Source organism: Mesorhizobium sp. WSM4983, from assembly GCF_029625765.1.
GTDB lineage: Bacteria > Pseudomonadota > Alphaproteobacteria > Rhizobiales > Rhizobiaceae > Mesorhizobium.
The window spans coordinates 598,863-618,938 of sequence record NZ_JARTVM010000002.1 but is presented as its reverse complement, the minus strand read 5'-3'; the positions used below and the strand labels follow the sequence as shown (position 1 = coordinate 618,938).

The window sequence follows — 20,076 nt, the reverse complement described above, 5'->3', positions numbered from 1 at the left end:
TGCCAAATTGAGGCATGCCCACCCGGTGCCGCCGGAGCGCAGACAAAAACAGGCGGCCCGTTTGCGGCGGGCCGCCTGCCATCGGTGTCAGAAGAGTTCAGCCGAATAAGATCTCAGGCGAAATACTGGCCGCCATTGGCGCTTATCGTCGAGCCGGTGATGAAGCCTGCGTCTTCCGAGGCGAGGAAGACGACGCAGCGCGCAATCTCCTCCGGCTCGCCGAGACGGCCGACCGGGATCTGAGCGATGATCGATTCCCGCACTTTTTCCGGCACGGCCATGACCATGTCGGTGGCGATGTAGCCGGGGCAAACAACGTTGACGGTGATGCCGGCGCGGGCGCCTTCCTGGGCAAGCGCCTTGGTGAAGCCGATGTCGCCGGCTTTCGAGGCCGAATAATTGACCTGGCCCATCTGGCCTTTCTGGCCGTTGATCGAGGAGATGGTGATGACGCGGCCGAACTTCCTATCGCGCATGCCGTTCCATAGCGGATGCGTCATGTTGAAGACGCCGGAAAGGTTGGTGTCGATGACCTCCTTCCACTGCTCGCGGGTCATCTTGTGGAACATGGTGTCGCGGGTGATGCCGGCATTGTTGACCAGCACCGAGACCGGACCGAGATCAGCCTCGACTTGGGCGATGCCGGCGGCGCAAGCGTCATAATCGGCGACCGACCATTTGTAGACGGGGATGCCGGTCTCGGCCTTGAATTTCTGGGCCGCCTCGTCATTGCCGGCATAGTTCGCGGCGACCGAATAGCCGGCATTCTTCAGGGCCACCGATATCGCCGCACCGATGCCGCGCGATCCGCCCGTGACGATTGCTACCTTGCTCATGCATTTCCTCCCTTTGGTCGGGAGAGCGAATAGGGAGTGGCGAACAGCGAGTAGGGATCCGATAGCCCGTCGTGCAACGCCATTTCCCCCTATTCGCTACTCCCCATTCGCTATTCGCTCAGTTCGCCATTCGCTCAGTTCAAGGCTTCCACACACATCGCAACGCCCATGCCGCCGCCGATGCAAAGCGTCGCGAGGCCCTTCTTTGCGCCGCGGCGGCGCATCTCGTAGACCAGCGTGTTGAACACGCGGGCGCCCGAGGCGCCGATCGGATGGCCGATGGCGATGGCGCCGCCATTGACGTTGACGATCGAGGGATCCCAGCCCATGCCCTTGTTGACGGCGCAGGCCTGCGCGGCGAAGGCCTCGTTGGCCTCGACGAGATCGAGGTCCTTGGCCGACCAGCCGGCCTTCTCCAGCGCCCGCTTCGACGCCGGGATCGGGCCGGTGCCCATGATCGCCGGATCGACGCCGGCGGTCGCCCAGGAGGCGATGCGGACCAGTGGGGTGATGCCGCGCCTGGCAGCCTCGGCCTCGCTCATCAGCAGCGCGCCGGCGGCTCCGTCATTGATGCCCGAAGCATTGGCGGCGGTGACGGTGCCGTCCTTGTCGAAGGCCGGCTTCAGCTTGGTCATGGCATCCAGCGTAGCGCCGTGGCGGATGTATTCGTCCTGGTCGACGATGGTGTCGCCCTTCTTGCCCTTGATGGTGACGGCGACGATCTCGTCCTTGAACTTACCGGCCTTCTGTGCCGCCTCGGCCTTGTTTTGCGAGGCCAGCGCGAACTCGTCCTGGACTTCGCGGGTGATCTGGAACTGACGAGCGACGTTCTCGGCGGTGTTGCCCATATGGTAGCCGTTGAAGGCATCCCATAGGCCGTCCTTGATCATGGTATCGATCATCTTGTAGTCGCCCATCTTGACGCCAGCGCGCAGGTGCTGGGCGTGCGGCGACAGCGACATCGATTCCTGGCCGCCGGCGACGATCACCTTGGCGTCGCCGGTGGCGATCTGCTGCATGCCGAGCGCAATGGCCCTCAAGCCCGAGCCGCAAACCTGGTTGAGGCCCCAAGCAGTCGTCTCCTTGGGCAGACCGGCATTGACGGAAGCCTGGCGGGCCGGGTTCTGGCCCTGAGCGGCGGTCAGCACCTGACCGAGGATGACTTCGTCCACCTCCGCCGGATCGACCTTGGCACGCGCGAGCAATTCCTTGATGACGACCGCGCCGAGCTCGTGCGCGGGCGTGGTGGCGAAACTGCCGTTGAAGGAGCCGACTGCTGTGCGGGCTGCGCTGGCGACGACGATTGAATTGGAAGCGGACATTTTCTTCTCCAGGCTTCGAGGTGTCGTTAGGCTATCCTTGGAGACTTTCTTGCCCGTTCAAGCACCTGAGTCAAACCGGAAATCGGCATGGCCGCCATGCGCGGCAAGCAAGTCGAGCGCTTATCGTGACGGCGTGGCCATCGCGCTGCAGCACAATTTGGCCCGCCCTTTCGGCATTAATTGATGCCGCACTGCACAAACCGCTTGGAATTGTGACGCTTTTGCGCATATCCTCGACAAATGGCGCAATCGTTACCGGCCGCTTACTGTGAACGCGCCGGTATCCTGGGGAGGATACGGATGGCCGCAAAAGACGACCCGATCGTCATCAAGAAGTACGCCAACCGCCGGCTCTACAACACCGGCACCAGCACCTATGTGACGCTCGAAGATCTGGCCGAGATGGTCAAGAAGGGCGAAGAATTCACCGTGCAGGACGCCAAGACCGGCGACGACATCACGCATCCGGTGCTGACCCAGATCATCTTCGAGCTGGAGAACAAGGACGGGCAGAACATGCTGCCGATCCCGTTTCTGCGCCAGCTGATCTCCTTCTACGGCGACCAGATGCAGATGATCGTGCCGAGCTTCCTCGAACAGTCGATGATCGCCTTCTCCAAGGAGCAGGAGCGCTTCCGCGAGCAGCTGAAGGGCGCCTTCGGCAAGGCACCGATCGACATGATGAAGACGCCGATGAAGGCGCTGGAGGAACAGACGCGGCGCAACGTCGAGATGTTTCAGAACGCGATGCGCATGTTCACGCCGTTCCCGTCGGGCGGCCCCAATTCCGCGGCGCCCGCCGAGCCGCCGAAGAAGGACGAGAAATCCGACGACCTGCAGGAATTGAAGGCGCAGATCGCCGCCATGCAGCGCAAGCTCGACACCATGTCGTGACGGCTAGCCGTCAGGTGTTCCTGCAGGGCCGTCATAGCGGGCTCGCGGCCTGATCGGCCTGTTGCTCGTCACCTGCTCGATGGCATGCGCCGTCCAGCCGATGCTGCGACCGAGCGCGAACAGGCGAAAGGGCGCGTCGGCGGGGAGATTGAGGCTGCGCGTCAGCGCGGCCAGCGCGAAGTCGACATTCGGGCGCATGCCGGTCGCGGCAAGGACGGCGTCGCGCAGATGAAGCAGATCGTCAGCGATGTCAAGGTCGGGCAGCAGAGCCTCGGCGCGCGGATCGCCTTCGGGATAGAGCTGATGGCCGAAGCCGGGCAGCGGCCGGTCGTGGGCCAGCCAGCGCGCGATCGTCTCGTCCGGCCCGAGCCGCTCGGCATCCTCGACCAGCGCGATGGCCGCGGCGCCGGCGCCGCCATGACGCGGGCCGGTAAGGGCAGCGAGCCCGGCAAGCAGGCAGGCCACGATCGGCGCGCCGGTCGAAGCGGCGACGCGTGCGGCGAAGGTCGAGGCGTTGAGCTCGTGATCGGCCAAAAGCACCAGCGCCTTGCGGATGAGATCGGCACCGGCAGCGTCGACCGACCAGCCGCGCGCCAGCCTTTCATGCACCGGCTCCGCCCCCGGGCTTGCACCGAGTGACGTCGCGAGCACGCTGGTGGCGCTGGCGCCATCCTGCTGCAGCATGCCCGGCCTGCGGCCGAGCGAAGGCCGGCCAGCCGCGGCAAGCGCCGACAATCTTGCAAAGGCCGTCGGGGTGCCGCTCTCGCGAACGATCGAAGCGGTCAGCGACGCGAAGGATATCGCGGTGCCGGATGCCCAAAGCAGGCTTGCTGCATCTTCCAGCGTCGCTGTCGCGGCAAGCGCAACGGCATCCTTGCCGCGATAAACGAGGCGGCCATGCAGCACGGTCGAGATGGCGGTGGTGATCGCTGGCTCGCCCCAGGCGATGGCGCTTTCGGCGATCGCCCGGGGGCTGCGCCCGCGCGCCCGGCGGGTGGCGAGCGCGGCTATGTCGTCGGCTCGATACTGGCTGCGGCGCGGATCTGCCCCGTCGGGCCGCATGCCGATGCGGCCGCGGCTGACATAGGCGTAAAGCGTCTGCGGCCGGACCTTGAGCCGCGCCAGCGCTTCCTCCCGCGTCAGCCATTCGGACAAGTTCGCACCGCCTCATATTGATTCAGTTGATCAAGATTGATGCGTTGATTGTAGAGCATTAACTGCAGTGCACAAAGGGTCAAGGAGACAGTCATGGCAAATGGGCTCGATGATGTTGTGGCGGCGGAGACGGTTCTTTCCGATGTCGACGGCGCGGGCGGCCATCTCACCATCCGAGGCCATTCGTTGACGGAACTCGCCGGGCACTGGCGCTACGGCCAGGTGGTCCGCCTGTTGTTCGACGGGTCCTTCGACGAGCTTCCCGGCGACAGCGAGCTGGAGAAGGCGATCGGCAATGCGCGTGTCGAGGTTTTCGAGCGGCTGCAGCCGATGCTCGCTGAACTTCCAGCGCTCGATGTCTACAGCGGCATGCGCGCCGGCATCGCCCTGCTGCCCGACGGCGACTCGCTCGCCGACGCGCTCCGGCTGATCGCGGCGCCGGCGGCGCTAACCCCGGCCCTGCTGCGGCTCGGACGCGGCGAGAAGCCTGTTCCTCCGGACGCACGCGCCGATCATGCGACCGACATGCTGCGAATGCTCTCCGGTACGGCCTCGCCGGCGCTTGCCAAGGCGCTCGATACGTATCTGGTGACGGTCTGCGACCATGGGCTCAATGCCTCGACCTTCGCAACGCGGGTGGTGGCGTCGACGCAGGCGGGCTTGACCTCGGCGATCCTGGCCGGGCTCGGCGCGCTCAAAGGCCCGCTGCATGGCGGCGCGCCGGGGCCGGTGATCGAGATGCTCGACGCGATCGAGGCGAGCGGCGACGCGGCCGCCTGGCTGCGAAACGAGATCGCGCGCGGCGAGCGCATCATGGGCTTCGGCCATCGCATCTACCGCGTGCGCGACCCACGTGCCGACGTGCTGAAAGCCGTCGTGCGGCGGCTGGGCACACGTTATGAGACCGGCAGCCGGCTGGCCTTCGCCGAGACGGTGGAACAGGCGGCACTCGACGTGCTCAGGGTCGCCAAGCCGCAACGCTCGATCCAGACCAATGTCGAATTCTATACCGCGCTCCTGCTCGAAGCCGCGGGCTTCCCGAAGGAGGCGTTCTCCAACGTCTTTGCCGCCGGCCGCGTCGCCGGCTGGATTGCGCATGCGCGCGAGCAGCAGGCGACCGGACGCCTGATCCGGCCGCAGTCGCGCTATGTCGGGCCGGTGCCCGATCTCGTCGCCTGACGCCGCGAGCAAACCCCAATGCAATACTCCGCGTCCGGCAGCGGACAGTTTTTTCATGAGCGAAATTTCACCCGATCACGCTTGTGTGCTCGTGTTCTTGCCTTGGTCCGTCCTTATATGCTGCGCTGCAACATAGGCTGACGGCAGCGGTCCCGCTCCAATGACGCAGGGGCAGGCCGGCACATCGAGACAAGGAACGCCATGGCGAAGAACGGCAAGGCGGGGGACAAGAAGAAGATCAACATCGCGCTTCAGGGCGGCGGTTCGCACGGCGCCTTCTCCTGGGGCGTGCTCGATCGTCTGCTCGAAGACGGGCGGCTTGAGATCGCTGCCGTGTCCGGCACCAGCGCCGGCGCGATGAATGCGGTGGCGCTGGCCGACGGCTTCGTGCGCGGCGGTGTCGAGGGCGCGCGCACAAAGCTCGATGATTTCTGGCGTGCTGTGGCCTCGAAGGGGCGGTTCAGCCCGGTGCAACGGATGCCGTGGGACGTGGTCTGGGGGAACTGGTCGATCGAGAACACGCCCGGCTATTTCTTCTTCGACACCATGTCGCGGGTCTTCTCGCCCTACGTCGCCAATCCGCTCGGCCTCAACCCGCTGCGCGATGTGGTCGAGAAGGAGATCGACTTCGGCAACGTGCACGCCTGCAAGTCGATGGAGCTCTTCATTTCGGCGACCAATGTCGAGACCGGGCAGTTGCGCGTCTTCTCGGATGGCGAGATCGACATCGACACGGTGATGGCGTCGGCCTGCCTGCCGCAATTGTTCCGCGCCGTCGAGGTCAAGGGCGTGCCCTATTGGGATGGGGGCTATGGCGGCAATCCGGCGCTCTATCCGTTCTTCAAGACTGCGGCGACCGAGGACGTGCTGCTCGTGCAGATCAACCCGGTGGTGCGCGAAGGCACGCCGAAGAGTGCCAACGAGATCCAGAACCGCATCGACGAGATCACCTTCAATGCCGGGCTGCTGCGCGAATTCCGCTCGATCGCCTTCGTCAAGGAACTGATCGCGGCGGGACGCCTGCCGCATGGCGAATACCGCGACATCCGCATGCACCGCATCGATGCCGACGAGGCTTTCAAGGATCTGTCGGCCTCGTCCAAGGTCAACGCCGAATGGGCCTTCCTCGCCTATCTGCGGGACCTTGGCCGCAGTGCGGCCAGCGACTGGCTGGAGGAAAACTACGACGCGGTCGGCAGCCGAGCGACGCTCGACCTCTCGGGCGAGCTCGACGACGGCTTCAAGCCGATGCGCGGCCCGGCCCCGGGCCGGCGGGTCAAGGAATTCCTCGCCGCGCGCATCAAGCCAGAGTCAGCGCGCCGGCGAGCCTAGTCGCCCAACCCTGTCGCACGTTTCAGCAGGCGCTGAGGTTTCCCTTGCGGAACCGGCGATATGCTGGATTCACCTCCGTCGCGCGAGTAGTTTACCTCGACGTAAACGGGAGGTAGCGATGCTGCAGACCAGACAGAACTCTCTCGGGGTCAAGTTTGAGGCGCAGTGCAGGGCCTTCGAGAAGGACCCCTTTCCTGGCCTCGCAGTGCGCAAGGACCGGCTGAAGCGGCTGCTGGCGCTGACCGAAAAGCATGAAGCCGAGATCTGCACGGCGATCGACAGCGATTTCACTGGACGGGCGGCGCAGGAAACACGGCTTGCGGAACTGTTCGTCGTTCGCGCCGGCATCAAGCACGCCATCCGGCATCTGCGCGGCTGGATGCGCGAGCGCCGCGTCGCCACCAGCCTGCCGTTCCTGCCGGGGCGCAACCGCCTTCTGCCGCAGCCGCTCGGGGTCGTCGGCATCGTCTCGCCCTGGAACTATCCGTTCCAGCTTGCCATCGCGCCGGCAACTGCCGCTCTAGCCGCCGGCAACCGGGTGCTGCTCAAGCCGTCCGAGCTGACGCCGAACTTTTCGGACCTGCTCGCCCGGTTGGTCGAAGAGCATTTTTCTTCCGACGAGATGAGCGTTGTGGTCGGCGATGCCGAAGTCGGCAAGACATTCGTGTCCATGCCTTTCGATCATCTCCTGTTCACCGGCTCCACCGCGGTCGGCCGGCAGGTGGCGTTAGCCGCGGCCGCCAATCTGACGCCGGTGACGCTCGAACTTGGCGGCAAGTCGCCGGCGATCTTCGATGCGTCGTGCGATCTCGACGCTGCGGTCGCGAGCGTCGCCTACGGCAAGCTCTTGAATGCGGGCCAGACCTGCATCGCACCCGACTATCTGATGGTCCCGCAAGGGCAAGGCGCGGCGATCGCCGCAAAACTTGCCGGCGCGATGGCGCAGCTCTATCCGCGCCTGGGCGACAATCCCGACTACACGGCGATCGTCAGCGAACGGCACCAGCGGCGCCTGAGCGACATGGTCGCCGAGGCGCGCGAAAGCGGCGCCGATGTCACCGAGGTCAACCCGGCAAATGAAAGGCTTGGCGTGAGCGACCGCAAGATGGCGCCGGTGCTGGTCAGGAACGCCGGCGAGAGTTTGCGGCTGATGCGCGAGGAAATCTTCGGGCCGGTGCTGCCGATCGTTGAATACGGCGCGGTAGATGAGGCAATCGATCACGTGAACCGCGGCGAGCGTCCGCTGGCCCTCTATTGGTTCGGCAAGAACAGCGCCAATCGCCAAAGGATCATGCGAGAAACCGTTGCCGGCGGCGTGACGATCAACGACAGCATGATGCATCTGGTGCAGGAACGGCAGCCATTCGGCGGCGCCGGCGAGAGCGGCATGGGCGCCTATCACGGCGAATGGGGTTTCCGCACCTTCAGCAAGGAAAAGCCGATCTTCGTCCAATCCAGGCTGAGTGCCGGGGCCCTGCTCAGGCCGCCTTATGGCCGCACATTCGAGCGGCTGTTCCGCTTGCTTAACCTGATCACCTGATCGGATTTATTTTCGGATTGGGCGCGTCCTCTGATTGCCCCATGCCAATACGACATGTCATTTCGCAAAAAAATTCTTCATCATACTGACGCCTGCTGCCATTGAGTGTCCGATCGGCTGAAAAACCGGCCCCGATTGAGAAAAGCCAAGCAGTCCAGCATGTAAAACGCGGAAAAAACCAGCGCCCCAAGCTCGGCGGCGCAATAATCCATCAAAGTTTCTGACTGTTTTGCGCAACGGCTTTGCGGTAGAAGCGCGCTTCGCCGATCACGGCAAATTGAAGATGGCTCTGCGCGCCCCCATATCGGCCGCGCGCCCGGGGATCGAAACCGTCGACCCCGCCCAAGCCTGCAACGGAAAAAATGACGATGCCGAAAATCAGGTTTCACAAGCTTGCAGCCATTGCTGTGCTCATCGGATCCGCTGCCTGGATGGCAACGGGCGAGTTCTCGTCCGTGGGCAGCGCCGCCGATCACCAGAAGGACGGAGAAGCAGGCAAAGCCGCGCAGTCCGGCGCCGAAAAGCCGAAGACGGCGGAGGCCGAGCAGAAGGCAGCATTGCGCACCGTCGCGGTGGTGACGCCGCCGCGCAAAACCTTCGCGCGGGCGATACGGATCTCGGGCCTGACCGAAGCTGACAAGCGCGCTGTGCTTGCTGTCCGCGTCGCCGGTGTCATCGATAAGCTCCCGGTCAAGCAGGGCGATCACGTCAAGACCGGCGACCTCGTGCTGATGCTCGCCGCCGAGGAGAAGCTCTCGAATGTCGACAATGCCAGGCAGTTGCTGGCGCAGCGCAAGGCCGAGCTCGACGCAGCCGAGCGGCTGGCCAAGACCGGCAACCTGCCCAAGCTGCAGCTCGACACTGCTCGGTCGAACCTGACGGCGGCGCAGTCCATGCTGGAGACGGCGCAGGCCGAACTCGACCGCAATGAAGTGAAGGCGCCTTTCGACGGCGTCATCGACCGCGTGCCCGTCGAGCTCGGCAGCTCGGTGATGCAGGGCGGCGAGGTGGCCACCATCCTCAAGCTCGACCCGGTGATCGCGCGCGGCGAGATCAGCGAGCGCGACCTGCGCTACATCAAGATCGGCGACCAGGCCAATGTGCGCCTTGTCAACGACCAGAAAGTCACCGGCACGGTGCGCTACATCAGCCGTGACGCCTCCTCGCAGACCCGCACCTTCCGTGTCGAGGTGGCGATCCCCAATGCCGACGGCTCCATCCCCGCCGGCATGACGGCCGAGATCACGCTCAGCGCCCAGCCGACCGATGCGGTCATGCTGCCGCGCTCGGTGGTGACGCTGGGCGACAAGGGCGACCTCGGCATCCGCGCCGTCGGCAAGGACGACAAGGTGGCGTTCTTCCCGATCGACCTCGTCGACGACACGCCGAAGGGACTGGTGCTCGGCGGCATACCGCAGGACGCGCGCATCATCGTCGCCGGCCAGGAACTGGTGAAGGAAGGCGATGTGGTGAAGCCGGTCGAGGCCGACCAGGCAACCATCAACAAGCTGATCAGTGAAGCCTCCGCCGGCACGCAATAGCGCGGTCGCCGCGCCGGCTCGGCCGGCGCCGCTGGCCAATGTCGCGGCTTCCAGGGAAACAGCAGGCATAAGTCATGGACATCGTCAGACTCGCCATTCACAACGCCCGCCTCACAATATCGGCGCTGATGTTCCTGCTCGTCGCGGGCTGGGTCGCCTATCAGTCGACGCCGAAGGAAGCGGAGCCGGACGTTCCGATTCCGATGATGTATGTCAGCCTGATCTACCAGGGCATATCGCCGGAGGACTCCGAACGGCTGCTGCTCAGGCCGATGGAAAGCAAGCTCAAGAGCCTGAAGGGGCTCAAGGAGATGCGCTCGGCCGCCTTCCAGGGCGGCGGCTACGTGCTGGTCGAGTTCCAGCCGCAGACCAATCTGGCCACCGCGCTGCAGGACACGCGCAGCAAGGTGCAGGACGCCAAGGCCGACCTGCCGCAGGCGGCGGAGGAGCCGACCGTCACTGAAGTTAACGTCTCGGAATTCCCGGTTCTCGTCGTCACGCTTTCCGGCGACGTGCCGGAGCGCGTGCTGACGTCGGCGGCGCGCGAATTGCGCGACCGCATCGAGGAGGTGCCAGGCGTGCTCGAAGGCTCGCTGCAGGGCGCGCGCGACGATCTGGTCGAAGTCGTCATCGATCCGGTGAAGCTCTCCTCCTACGGACTCCAGCTCGATCAGGTGATCCAGGGCGTCGGCGCCTCCAACAGCCTGGTCGCGGCCGGCAATCTCGAAGGCTCCGAGGGCAAATACGCGGTCAAGGTGCCGTCGCTCATCGAGACGCCCGAGGACGTCGCCAAACTGCCGGTCGTCGCCACGCCCAATGCCGTGGTGCAGGCCAAGGACGTCGCCACCATCCGCTCCACCTTCAAGGACGCCGAGACGGTGACCCGCCTCGACGGCAAGCCGGCGATCGCCATCGAGGTGAAGAAGCGCATCGGCGCCAACCTGATCGACACGCTGAACCATGTCCGGGAGGTGTCGGACACCTTCATCAAGACGATGCCGGAAGGCATGCACGTCACCTACACGCAGGACAAGTCGGTCTTCGTCAACCAGCTTTTGGGCGACCTGCAGAACCATGTGATGATCGCGGTCATCCTGGTGTTCATCGTGATCCTCTACGCGCTGTCGGGACGCGCCTCGCTGCTCATCGGCCTCGCCATTCCGTCATCCTTCCTGATCGGCATCCTGCTGCTTGCGATGATGGGCTACACGATCAACATGATCGTGCTGTTCAGCCTCATCCTGGCGGTCGGCATGCTGGTCGACGATGCCATCATCGTCACGGAATTCGCCGAGCGGCGCATGAGCGAGGGCATGCCGAAGGCCGATGCCTTCGCGCTAGCCGCCAAGCGCATGGCCGGCCCGGTCATCGCAGCGACAATGACACGCATCGCCGCGTTCTCGCCGCTGCTCTTCTGGCCCGGCATCATCGGCGACTTCATGAAGTACATGCCGATCACGCTGATCGTGACGCTGTCGGCCTCGATGCTCTATGCGCTGGTCTTCGCGCCGACGCTCGGCGCCATCTTCGCCAAGGCGCCGGCGCATCACGAGGACAGCGATCGCGACGGCTGGTATATGGCGCTGGTCAAGCAGGCGGTGCGTTTCCCGATGACCGTCATCCTGCTCACCGTAGGCCTGCTGGTCGGCGTCGGTTTCGCCTATTCGAAATACGGCGCCGGCGTCGAGTTCTTCCCCAGCGTCGAGCCGGATTACGGCCTGCTCTATGTGCATGCCCGCGGCAACCTTTCGCTGGCCGAAATGGACGCCGCAACCAAGACGGCGGAAAGCCGCCTGCTCGGCTGGCCCGGCGTGAAATCGGTCTACACGCGCGTCGGCAAGACGCAAGGCGGCGGCCAGGACATCCCGGAAGACGTGGTCGGGGTGATCCAGTACGAATTCGTCGACTGGCGCGAGCGCAAGTCCGCCAACCAAATCCTCGACGATTTGCGTGGCGTCATGGCCGGCATTCCCGGGGTCGACGTCGAAGTACGCGTGCCGGAGGCCGGCCCGCCGACCGGCAAGCCGATCCAGATCAGGCTTTCGGCCGCCGACCCGGCCGGGCTCGACGACAAGGCGCGCGCCGTCGCCGCGCGCATCGCCAAGGTCCGCAACGTGATCGATGTTTCCGACGGCCTGCCGCCGCCCGGTGTCGACTGGGCGCTTGAGGTCGATCGCGCCAAGGCGGCGCAATACGGCATCAGTCCGACCTCGGTGGGCACGGTGGTGCAGCTGGTGACGAACGGTCTCAAGCTGTCGGAGTACCGGCCGGCCGGCGCCGACGACGCCGTCGACATTCGCCTGCGTCTGCCGGAAGACCGGCGCACGCTCTCGACGCTCGACGAGCTCAGGGTGCAGACCTCGCAAGGCTCGGTGCCAATCTCGAACTTCGTGGTCAGGAAGCCCGAGCCGACAGTCGGCGTCCTCAACCGCATCGATGGCGCGCGCACCGTGGTGGTGCAAGCCAATGTCAGCGCCGGCGCGCAAGTGGCAGCGGTGCAGGCGGAAGTCACCAAGGCCGTGGCCGACATGGATCTCGGCAGCGGCATACGCTGGAAGCTCGCTGGCTCCAACGAGGACAGCGCGGAAGCCAGCGCCTTCCTCAGCAAGGCTTTCGGCGCCGCGATCTTCCTGATCTTCCTGGTGCTGCTCGCGCAGTTCAACAAGTTCACCAGCGTGTGGCTTGTTCTCTCCTGCGTCGTCATGGCGACGATCGGCGTGTTCCTCGGGCTGCTTCTGACAGGGGAGGCCTTCGGCATCGTCATGTCGGGCATCGGCGTCATTGCGCTTGCCGGCGTGGTGGTGAACAACAACATCGTGCTCATCGACACCTATGACCGGCTGCGCGAGGAAGGCTGGGACAAGATGGATGCCGTGCTGCAGACCTGCCGCGAACGCGCCAGGCCCGTGGTGTTGACGGCGGTCTCGGCGATCCTCGGCGTGCTGCCGATCGCCTTCGGCCTCGGTCTCGAAATCTTCCATCACGAGACGACGATCAACGCGCCATCGACGCAATGGTGGATTTCGCTGTCGTCGGCGATCGTCTTCGGCCTGTCCTTCGCCACCTTGCTGACGCTGGTGGTGACGCCCTCGATGCTGATGGTGTTCACCCGCGCCAAGGTGAAGCCGGGCGCCCGGCGTGGCTGGTTCGGCCGCCTGTTCCGCCGCGGCAAGGGCGAGCTCTCGACAGGCGAGCCGGTAGCGGAAGCCAATGCCGAGCCGGCGGTCGCCTTCCCGAAAGCCGCCGAGTAGGGCGACTTCGCAACTCAGGTACATGGAAGCCGCTCGGGAACTACCGGGCGGCTTTTTGCATTGTTCCCTCGAAGTTCAACCAGACGGCGAGGGTTTTCAATGACGATCGGTACAATTCTCGTAATAATCCTGATCCTGATCCTAATCGGAGCCGTGCCGGCATGGCCGCACTCGCGGTCTTGGGGCTATGGGCCTTCGGGGATTGTGGGAGTCATTCTGGTAGTGTTGCTGATCCTGCTTTTGATGGGCAGGATCTGAACCGACGACCATTTGCGGCCGGGCCTTGAAGTCCGGCCGTTTTCATCTTGAGGTTGTTCTTTGCTCAGGCGGCCTGACGCATGGGCGCGCCGGCTATGCCGATGTCTTGCATGGCTTCCGCCACTGCTCGGGCGAGCGGGGTGTGCGGGATTTCGCCGATGACCTCTTCCAGGCGCGCTGACGCCAGCCGGTGCGGCTCGAAGCGCAGGTAGGACATCGAGACGATCTCGCGCCACATGGTTACGAACGGGCTGCCGGCGCGCAGCACCCACCAGGGCATGAAGGTGAGTTTCAGCTTGCGGCCGAGCGCCTTTTCGGCGGCAGCCTTGATGTCGAGATCGGTGACGGCGTGGCCGGGGAAATTGATGGCCTCGTAAAAGCCGAGCTTATCGAGATTGCGCGCCAGTGCGACAAAAGCCACCGCGAAGTCGGGCAGATAGGCCCATTCGTGCACGAGCTTGGCCGGGCCGGCGGCGGTGTAGACCCCCTTTTCCATCTTGGCGGCGACGACGAGATCGAACCAGCCGCCGCTGCCGGTGCCGCCGAAGAAGTCGCCGGCCCTAAGCAGAATGGTGCGCACGCGGCCCGCATCGGCTTCGCGACGGAAAAGCTCCTCCATGGCGACGCGGATGCGGCCCTTGTCGGTGGTAGGATGGAAAGTCGTTTCCTCGGTGATCACCTGCGGCATCGGCGAGCCGTAATTATAGACAGTGCCCGGGAAAAGATGCAGCGCGCCGTTCGCCCGACAGGCTGCCATGACGTTCTCGGCCATCGGCAGGCATTTGCCCCAGTCGGTATAGATCGGGTTCAAGCCATTGAAGATGATGTCGACGCCTTGCGTGGCCCGGATCAGCGACTGGCGGTCCAAAGCGTCGCCAGCGACGGCAATAGCGCCCTTGAGCTCGGGCGGCACCTTGCCGGTGCGGGTGACAGCGCGGACGTCGAAACCGGCGTCGATGAAGGCCTTGGCAACCACGCGTCCGAGCCGGCCATTGGCGCCCAGAATTGCGATCTTGGTCATTGTTCGTCTCCGTTGTTTGCGTTTGCCCGCTTAATCTGACGTCTACAAAGCCGAATGGAAATTGACTAAGATCGGCACCCTGTTATGCAAAAACGAATGAATGAATTCGACTGGAATCTGATCAAGAGCTTCGTCGCGGTGGCCGAGACCGGCAGCCTTTCGGCCGCCGCGCGCAAGCTCGCATCAAGCCAGCCGACGCTCGGCCGCCACATCGCCGAGCTGGAGCAGGCGCTCGGCGTCACGCTGTTCCGGCGCGGGCGGCGCGGCTACGAACTGACGGAGGCAGGCAGCGCACTCTACGAGCGCGGAAAGGCAGTCAGCGAGCAGGCCAATGCATTCTCATTGCTTGCGCTGGGCTCGGTCGAGGCGATCGAGGGTACGGTGCGCATCGCTGCCTCGGAGGTGGTTGCGGCCTGCGTGCTGCCGCAGATCACAGCGCGCCTTGGCGAGGAAGAGCCGGGCATCGAGGTCGAGATCGTCGCTTCCAACCAGGTCGAGAACCTGCTGCGGCGCGACGCCGACATCGCCATCCGCATGGTCAGGCCGGCGCAGAACGAGCTGATGGCGCGCAAGGTCACCGATATCGCGCTCTGCATATGTGCTGCGAAATCCTATCTCGACCGACATGGACGCCCGCAGAAGCCGAGCGATCTCGTCGACCATCCTTTGGTCGGTTTCGACCGCAGCGATGAGATCGTTCGCGGCCTCACCGCGTTTGGCATCCCGGTCAGCCGCAGCAACTTCCGCTTCAGGACCGACAACCAGATCGTGCTGTGGGAGGCGGTGCGGGCCGGCAATGGCATCGGCATCGGCCAGGAGCCGCTCGCTAGCCGCGATCCTCGACTGGAGAAGCTGTTGCCGGAGGTTCCCTTGCCCGAGCTGCCGGTGTGGCTTGCAATGCACCGTGACGTGCGCACCAGCATGCGCATCCGCCGCGTCGCGGATTTCCTGCATGAAGAGCTGAAGCGCTACTCCGCCGGCGCAGGCTCGGCGGCAAATTCGGCGCGGTAAGCGAGGTTCGCCATCAACAGCACGATGACCAGCAGGCCGGAAAGCGCTACGAAGATCGGGCCGAAGCTCGAATGCTCGGCGACGAAGCCGATCGCCGACGGCGCCACCAGGATTCCTGAATAGCCCATCGTGGTGACGACGCTCATGCCGGTGCCGGAAGACAAGCCTTCCTGGTTGCCGCCGGCCGAAAACAGGATCGGCACCATATTGGCGATGCCGAAACCGCAGAAGGCGAAAGCGGCAATGGCAAGATAAGGCGAGGGGGAGAGGCCGGCCACCAACATGCCGGCGGCAGCGACAAGCGCCGAGCCGCGCAGCGTCGCCACCGCGCCGAAGCGGTTGCGCACGCCGTCGCCGAGAAAGCGCATGAGCGCCATGACGCCGGAGAAGGCAGCATAGGCGAGGCCGGCAATCGCAAGGTCGGCGCCGAGCTCCTGCTGGAGGTAGAGCGCGGCCCAGTCGAGCACGGCGCCCTCTGAGACCATGGTGAGCAGCGCCATCAACCCGACCAGATAGACAATTGTGTGCCGCGGCAGCGTAAATTTCTGATGCCCGGCGGCCTGCGGCCTGTCGTCGGCGATGAGGTAGCGAACAGCAAAGGCGATGACCAAAAAGGCGAGCGCCGTCACCGCAATCGCATGCGCGAGATAGCCGTAGTTCTGAATGGAATAGCCACCAAGCGCGCCGCCGGCGAAGCCGCCGAGGCTCCAGAAGCCATGCGAGGACGACATGATGGCGCGGGAGAGCCGTCGTTCGACGATCACCGCGTTGGAATTCATGGCGACGTCCATGCCGCCGATCGAGCCGCCGAAGACGAGCATCGCGAGGGCCGCGAGCGGCACGTTGGGCGCAAGTGCCACGACCAGCAGGCCGAAACTGCCGCAGATGCCGAACCAGCGCAGCACGGGGCGCGAGCCGTGCCTGGAAATGAGATGGCCGCACCAGGTCATCGCCATCACCGCGCCGACACCAAACAACAGGATCAGCAGGCCGAGGGTGAATTTCGAGATGTCCAGCCGGGTCAGAAACACCGGGATCTGCGGCGCCCAGCTGCCGGTGAGAAAGCCATTGGCCAGGAAAATGCCGGCAACGGCCCAGCGGCCGCGCGTCGCGGCTTGCCTTGTGGTTTGCACGCTCATGGTTTGAAGTCCGAATGGCTTTGCGCGGCAAATTAGATCGATTCAATTTGTAGTCAAGAAGCGCTATGGCAGAAGCGTTGGACCAAGAGGCGCGGACCTGTGAGGAATGGGCCCTACTTTGGAGATTTGGCCGAAACGCCTCCTTTGACATCCATGGGCGAAGCAGGAGCGAAGCGACGCGCGCAGACCCTGGGATGACAAAGCAGCAGCGGCGAGCCAAATAGGACGGTTCAATGATCCTTCGGCCGCCTGGCCTCGAACTCAGCCTTCGTGGCCTCGGAGGCTTCGGTCTGGTTGAGCGCCTGCCATTCGGCATAGGGCATGCCGTAGATGATCTCGCGCGATTCGTCCTTTGTCAGCGCAATGCCGTCGGCCTCGGCCGCCTCGCGATACCAGTTCGACAGGCAGTTGCGGCAGAACCCGGCCAGGTTCATCAGGTCGATGTTCTGGACGTCGCCGCGTGCGCGCAGATGCTCGACCAGCCGGCGGAAGGCGGCGGCCTCGAAATCGCGTTTCCGTTCTTCGCTGAGTTCGGTCATTTCGTGGTCCCCGGCCTCTCGGCCGTTTTTTAGGCCGGCCCGGTGCGCGAGCCGAACATCTTCACCTCGTGTATATCGGCACGGCGGTCGACGGCGTCAACGATCGGAGCCAATCGCTCCGCCCATTGAAGAGCGCCAGCGCGGTCGGCGATCAAGTCCTGACGGATCTCGAGCAGGGCATGGGCATAGCCGTTGACAATGGCATGGCGGAACATGGTGTCGCCGCGCAGCGCGCCGTCATAGGGCTCGTTGTCCCCAACGATGAGCGCCTTGTCTTCGGCCAGCATGTCGATCAGCGGCCGCGCAACGCGGTCGTCGCGGTCCCACAAGATGCCGACATGCCAGGGTCGGATGAAGCCTTGCATGCGAGGGGTGAAGGAATGCACCGAGAAGATGAACGGCGCTTTGCCGGAGGCGTGCGCGACCGAGGAAATCATCGCCCCGACGGCGTCGTGATAGGGGCGGTAGAAGCGGTCGAGCCGTCTCTCCCGCTCCTGGGCGGCCATGGGATAGTTTCCGGGCACGACGGTGCCGTCATAGAGCTGGCGGATCAGCGTCGGGTCGTCCTCGCCCCGGTTGGGGTCGATCAGAAGGCGGGAGAAGCCGGCCAGGACGGCCGGCGCATCGAGCGCCGCCGCCAACTCGCGCGTCACCGTCTCGACGCCGATATCATAGGCGATGTGGCGCTCGAACTCGGCAGGCGGCAGGCCGAGGCTGCCATATTCTTCCGGCAGGTCGCGGCGGGCGTGATCGGCCAGAAGCACGATGCCCTTCTTGCGGTCGCCCTCGACGATGTCGAAGGGCGTGAAAGCTGTGGATCGGGTCATCGGCTGAAAACGGTCTGTTCGCTGGCGTCCGGGCGGGGTGGTATCGTCATTCCACGAAGAGGACTGAGGCGCAATGCCGTTGTTTGGCCACGGTTTCTGCAAAGAATCCCGGATGGGACGCCAAATTGTCCACCGGACCCTTCTAAATCGATTGGAATTGAATAAAACGGCGCGTTGACATGCGCCCGGAGTTTGCTGAAAAGGTGCTTCGACGATGCAGATGTGGTTCGCCAAGGGTTTTGGATTGGGTTGCGCCGGCAGGCTGCGCAAGCGCCTGAGCCTGCCGGTCCTGATCTTTGGCGCGGGCCTGTGCGCGCTCGCCGCGACCTCGCCGGCGCTCGCCGACTTCCGCGTCTGCAACGCGACGCAGAACCTGGTCGGCGTCGGCATCGGCTATCGGGCGAAGGCCGGTTGGATCACCGAGGGCTGGTGGCACATCGAGGGATCGACCTGCAAGACGCTGATCGAGGGGCCGCTGTCATCAAGGTTTTACTATCTTTATGCAGAAGATGCCGAGCGCGGCGGGCGTTGGGACGGCCCGATCAACATGTGCGTCGCCGACAAAGAGTTCAAGATTGCCGGCGTGAATGATTGCGTCGCCCGGGGCTTTCAGCGCGCCGGATTTCAGGAATATGACACGGGCGAGCAGGCAAGCTGGATGGTCCAGCTGACTGACGAGCCCGCAACGGGCGGCGCGCCAGCGGCCCCCGCTCCGGGAACGAACAATCAATGAGACGTAACCGCAAGGTCAAGATCCTCGCCACCATCGGTCCGGCTTCCTCCTCCGAGGAGATGCTGCGAAAGCTCTTCGAGGCAGGCGCCGACGTCTTCCGCATCAATATGAGCCATACCGACCACGAGCTGATGCGCACGCTTGTCGGCCGCATCCGGGCCGTCGAGGCGGCGGTCGGGCGGCCGATCGGCATTCTCGCCGATCTTCAGGGGCCAAAGCTCAGGGTCGGCAAGTTCGCCAATGGCAAGGAAGCACTGACCGTCGGCCAGACCTTCACGCTGGATGACAGTCCGGAACCCGGCACGTCGAAGCGCGTCTACCTGCCGCATCCGGAAATCCTGAACTCGGTCGAGGCCGGTCACCGTCTTTTGATCGATGACGGCAAGCTGGAGCTCAAGGCGGTCAAGAGCGACGGCAAGTCGATCGCCTGCACGGTGGTCGCCGGCACCGGCATCTCCGACAAGAAGGGCGTCAGCCTGCCCGACACCGATCTGCCGGTCGGCGCGCTGACCGAGAAGGACCGCGCCGATCTCGACGCGGTGCTGGCGGCAAGCGTCGACTGGGTGGCGCTGTCGTTCGTGCAGCGGCCGGAGGATCTGGCCGAAGCGCGCAAGATCGCGCGCGGCCGGGCCCTCATCATGGCCAAGATCGAAAAGCCGCAGGCGGTGGCGCGCCTGGCCGAGATCATCGAACTCTCCGACGCGCTGATGGTCGCGCGCGGCGATCTCGGCGTCGAGATGCCGCTCGAGGCCGTGCCCGGCATCCAGAAGCAGATCACGCGCGCCGCCCGCCGCGCCGGCAAACCGGTGGTGATCGCGACCCAGATGCTGGAATCGATGATCACCGCACCCGTGCCGACCCGCGCGGAGGTCTCGGATGTGTCGATCGCCGTCTTCGAAGGCGCGGACGCGATCATGCTTTCGGCCGAATCCGCCGCCGGCGCCTACCCGGTCGAGGCGGTCGCGATGATGAACCGCATCGCCACCAAGGTCGAAGCCGACCCGACTTATGCCGGCATCATCAACGCCCAGCGCTCGGAACCGGAAGCGACCGGGGCCGACGCCATTTCGCTCGCTGCGCGCGAGATCGCGGAGACGCTGAAACTGTCGGCGATCATTTCCTACACCGCCTCTGGAACAACTGGTCTGCGCGCCGCGCGCGAACGGCCGCAAGTGCCGATCGTGGCGCTGTCGCCGATCGTCAACACGGCGCGCCGGCTCTCGCTTCTGTGGGGTACGCATTGCGTGGTCTCGGAGGACGCTATCGACCTCGACGATATGGTCGACCGCGCCTGCCGCATTGCCCTCGAGGAAGGCTTCGGCAAGCCGGGCGACCGCGTCATCATCACGGCGGGCGTGCCGCTGAGGACGCCCGGCTCCACCAACATGCTGCGCATCGCCTATGTCGGCTCAGAGACGCACTAAGGTATGCCCGTATTCAGGTGGGACCGGCCTGTGAGGCGCGCCTTTCCTGCGCTTCCGGGGCTCATGTGGTCAAG

At 64.7% G+C, this 20,076-nt stretch carries 17 protein-coding genes; 10 read left to right on the top strand and 7 right to left on the bottom strand.

The window, feature by feature from the left end:
- Positions 1 to 113: 113 nt before the first annotated feature.
- Both P9254_RS10295 and P9254_RS10290 read right to left on the bottom strand, forming a co-directional pair.
- A complete protein-coding gene (locus tag P9254_RS10295; protein ID WP_067319406.1) occupies positions 114 to 836 on the bottom strand; it encodes a beta-ketoacyl-ACP reductase in 723 nt (240 codons plus the stop codon).
- Between the two features lie 134 nt (positions 837 to 970).
- Complete coding sequence (locus P9254_RS10290; RefSeq protein ID WP_095799786.1) at positions 971 to 2,158, bottom strand: acetyl-CoA C-acetyltransferase; 1,188 nt, start codon at positions 2,156 to 2,158, stop codon at positions 971 to 973.
- Positions 2,159 to 2,458: 300 nt separating this feature from the next.
- Here P9254_RS10290 and phaR point away from each other — a divergent pair, with 300 nt between their 5' ends.
- Positions 2,459 to 3,052: a polyhydroxyalkanoate synthesis repressor PhaR gene (gene phaR, locus P9254_RS10285; protein ID WP_095799787.1), complete on the top strand. Its 594-nt coding sequence runs from the start codon at positions 2,459 to 2,461 to the stop codon at positions 3,050 to 3,052.
- A gap of 3 nt (positions 3,053 to 3,055) precedes the next feature.
- Here phaR and P9254_RS10280 read toward each other — a convergent pair whose 3' ends face one another.
- Complete coding sequence (locus P9254_RS10280) at positions 3,056 to 4,207, bottom strand: citrate/2-methylcitrate synthase (RefSeq protein WP_095799788.1); 1,152 nt, start codon at positions 4,205 to 4,207, stop codon at positions 3,056 to 3,058.
- A gap of 93 nt (positions 4,208 to 4,300) precedes the next feature.
- Here P9254_RS10280 and P9254_RS10275 point away from each other — a divergent pair, with 93 nt between their 5' ends.
- The 6 genes from P9254_RS10275 to P9254_RS10250 all read left to right on the top strand — a co-directional run bounded on the left by P9254_RS10275 (position 4,301) and on the right by P9254_RS10250 (position 13,308).
- The gene (locus tag P9254_RS10275) at positions 4,301 to 5,386 is read left to right on the top strand and encodes a citrate synthase/methylcitrate synthase (protein WP_095799789.1); all 1,086 of its coding nucleotides are present in this window, start codon (positions 4,301 to 4,303) and stop codon (positions 5,384 to 5,386) included.
- A gap of 201 nt (positions 5,387 to 5,587) precedes the next feature.
- Positions 5,588 to 6,718 (top strand): patatin-like phospholipase family protein, encoded by a 1,131-nt coding sequence (locus P9254_RS10270; RefSeq protein ID WP_278053458.1) that lies wholly within the window; start codon positions 5,588 to 5,590, stop codon positions 6,716 to 6,718.
- Between the two features lie 118 nt (positions 6,719 to 6,836).
- Positions 6,837 to 8,258 (top strand): coniferyl aldehyde dehydrogenase, encoded by a 1,422-nt coding sequence (locus tag P9254_RS10265; RefSeq protein WP_278053457.1) that lies wholly within the window; start codon positions 6,837 to 6,839, stop codon positions 8,256 to 8,258.
- A 368-nt stretch (positions 8,259 to 8,626) separates the two neighbouring features.
- Positions 8,627 to 9,799 (top strand): efflux RND transporter periplasmic adaptor subunit, encoded by a 1,173-nt coding sequence (locus tag P9254_RS10260; RefSeq protein WP_278053455.1) that lies wholly within the window; start codon positions 8,627 to 8,629, stop codon positions 9,797 to 9,799.
- Between the two features lie 74 nt (positions 9,800 to 9,873).
- Positions 9,874 to 13,050, top strand: a complete 3,177-nt coding sequence (locus P9254_RS10255; RefSeq protein WP_278053454.1) for an efflux RND transporter permease subunit — start codon at positions 9,874 to 9,876, stop codon at positions 13,048 to 13,050.
- A gap of 99 nt (positions 13,051 to 13,149) precedes the next feature.
- Positions 13,150 to 13,308, top strand: coding sequence for a DUF3309 family protein (locus P9254_RS10250; RefSeq protein WP_040991775.1), 159 nt, complete (start codon positions 13,150 to 13,152; stop codon positions 13,306 to 13,308).
- Between the two features lie 64 nt (positions 13,309 to 13,372).
- On the opposite strand, the gene P9254_RS10245 is transcribed toward P9254_RS10250, so the two are convergent.
- Positions 13,373 to 14,329 carry an SDR family oxidoreductase gene (locus tag P9254_RS10245; protein ID WP_278053452.1) on the bottom strand — a complete coding sequence of 319 codons (957 nt, stop codon included), beginning with the start codon at positions 14,327 to 14,329 and terminating at the stop codon, positions 13,373 to 13,375.
- 96 nt (positions 14,330 to 14,425) lie between these two features.
- On the opposite strand from P9254_RS10245, the gene P9254_RS10240 reads away from it, so the two are divergent.
- Positions 14,426 to 15,340, top strand: coding sequence for a LysR family transcriptional regulator (locus tag P9254_RS10240; RefSeq protein ID WP_278053450.1), 915 nt, complete (start codon positions 14,426 to 14,428; stop codon positions 15,338 to 15,340).
- Here P9254_RS10240 and P9254_RS10235 read toward each other — a convergent pair.
- The 3 genes from P9254_RS10235 to P9254_RS10225 all read right to left on the bottom strand — a co-directional run bounded on the left by P9254_RS10235 (position 15,298) and on the right by P9254_RS10225 (position 17,845).
- Entirely contained in the window at positions 15,298 to 16,479 is a 1,182-nt protein-coding gene (locus P9254_RS10235; protein ID WP_067319386.1) for an MFS transporter, read from the bottom strand. The genes P9254_RS10240 and P9254_RS10235 overlap by 43 nt on opposite strands.
- 230 nt (positions 16,480 to 16,709) lie before the next feature.
- Positions 16,710 to 17,018: a DUF1244 domain-containing protein gene (locus tag P9254_RS10230; RefSeq protein WP_095799795.1), complete on the bottom strand. Its 309-nt coding sequence runs from the start codon at positions 17,016 to 17,018 to the stop codon at positions 16,710 to 16,712.
- A 29-nt stretch (positions 17,019 to 17,047) separates the two neighbouring features.
- Entirely contained in the window at positions 17,048 to 17,845 is a 798-nt protein-coding gene (locus P9254_RS10225; RefSeq protein WP_127325121.1) for an N-formylglutamate amidohydrolase, read from the bottom strand.
- A 214-nt stretch (positions 17,846 to 18,059) separates the two neighbouring features.
- Between P9254_RS10225 and P9254_RS10220 the strand changes: the two genes are divergently transcribed.
- Entirely contained in the window at positions 18,060 to 18,578 is a 519-nt protein-coding gene (locus P9254_RS10220; RefSeq protein WP_206517027.1) for a DUF1036 domain-containing protein, read from the top strand.
- On the top strand, positions 18,575 to 20,002 hold the full coding sequence (pyk, locus tag P9254_RS10215; protein ID WP_067319379.1) for a pyruvate kinase: 1,428 nt from the start codon (positions 18,575 to 18,577) through the stop codon (positions 20,000 to 20,002). The genes P9254_RS10220 and pyk overlap by 4 nt, the downstream gene beginning before the upstream one ends.
- The last annotated feature ends 74 nt before the right edge of the window (positions 20,003 to 20,076 follow it).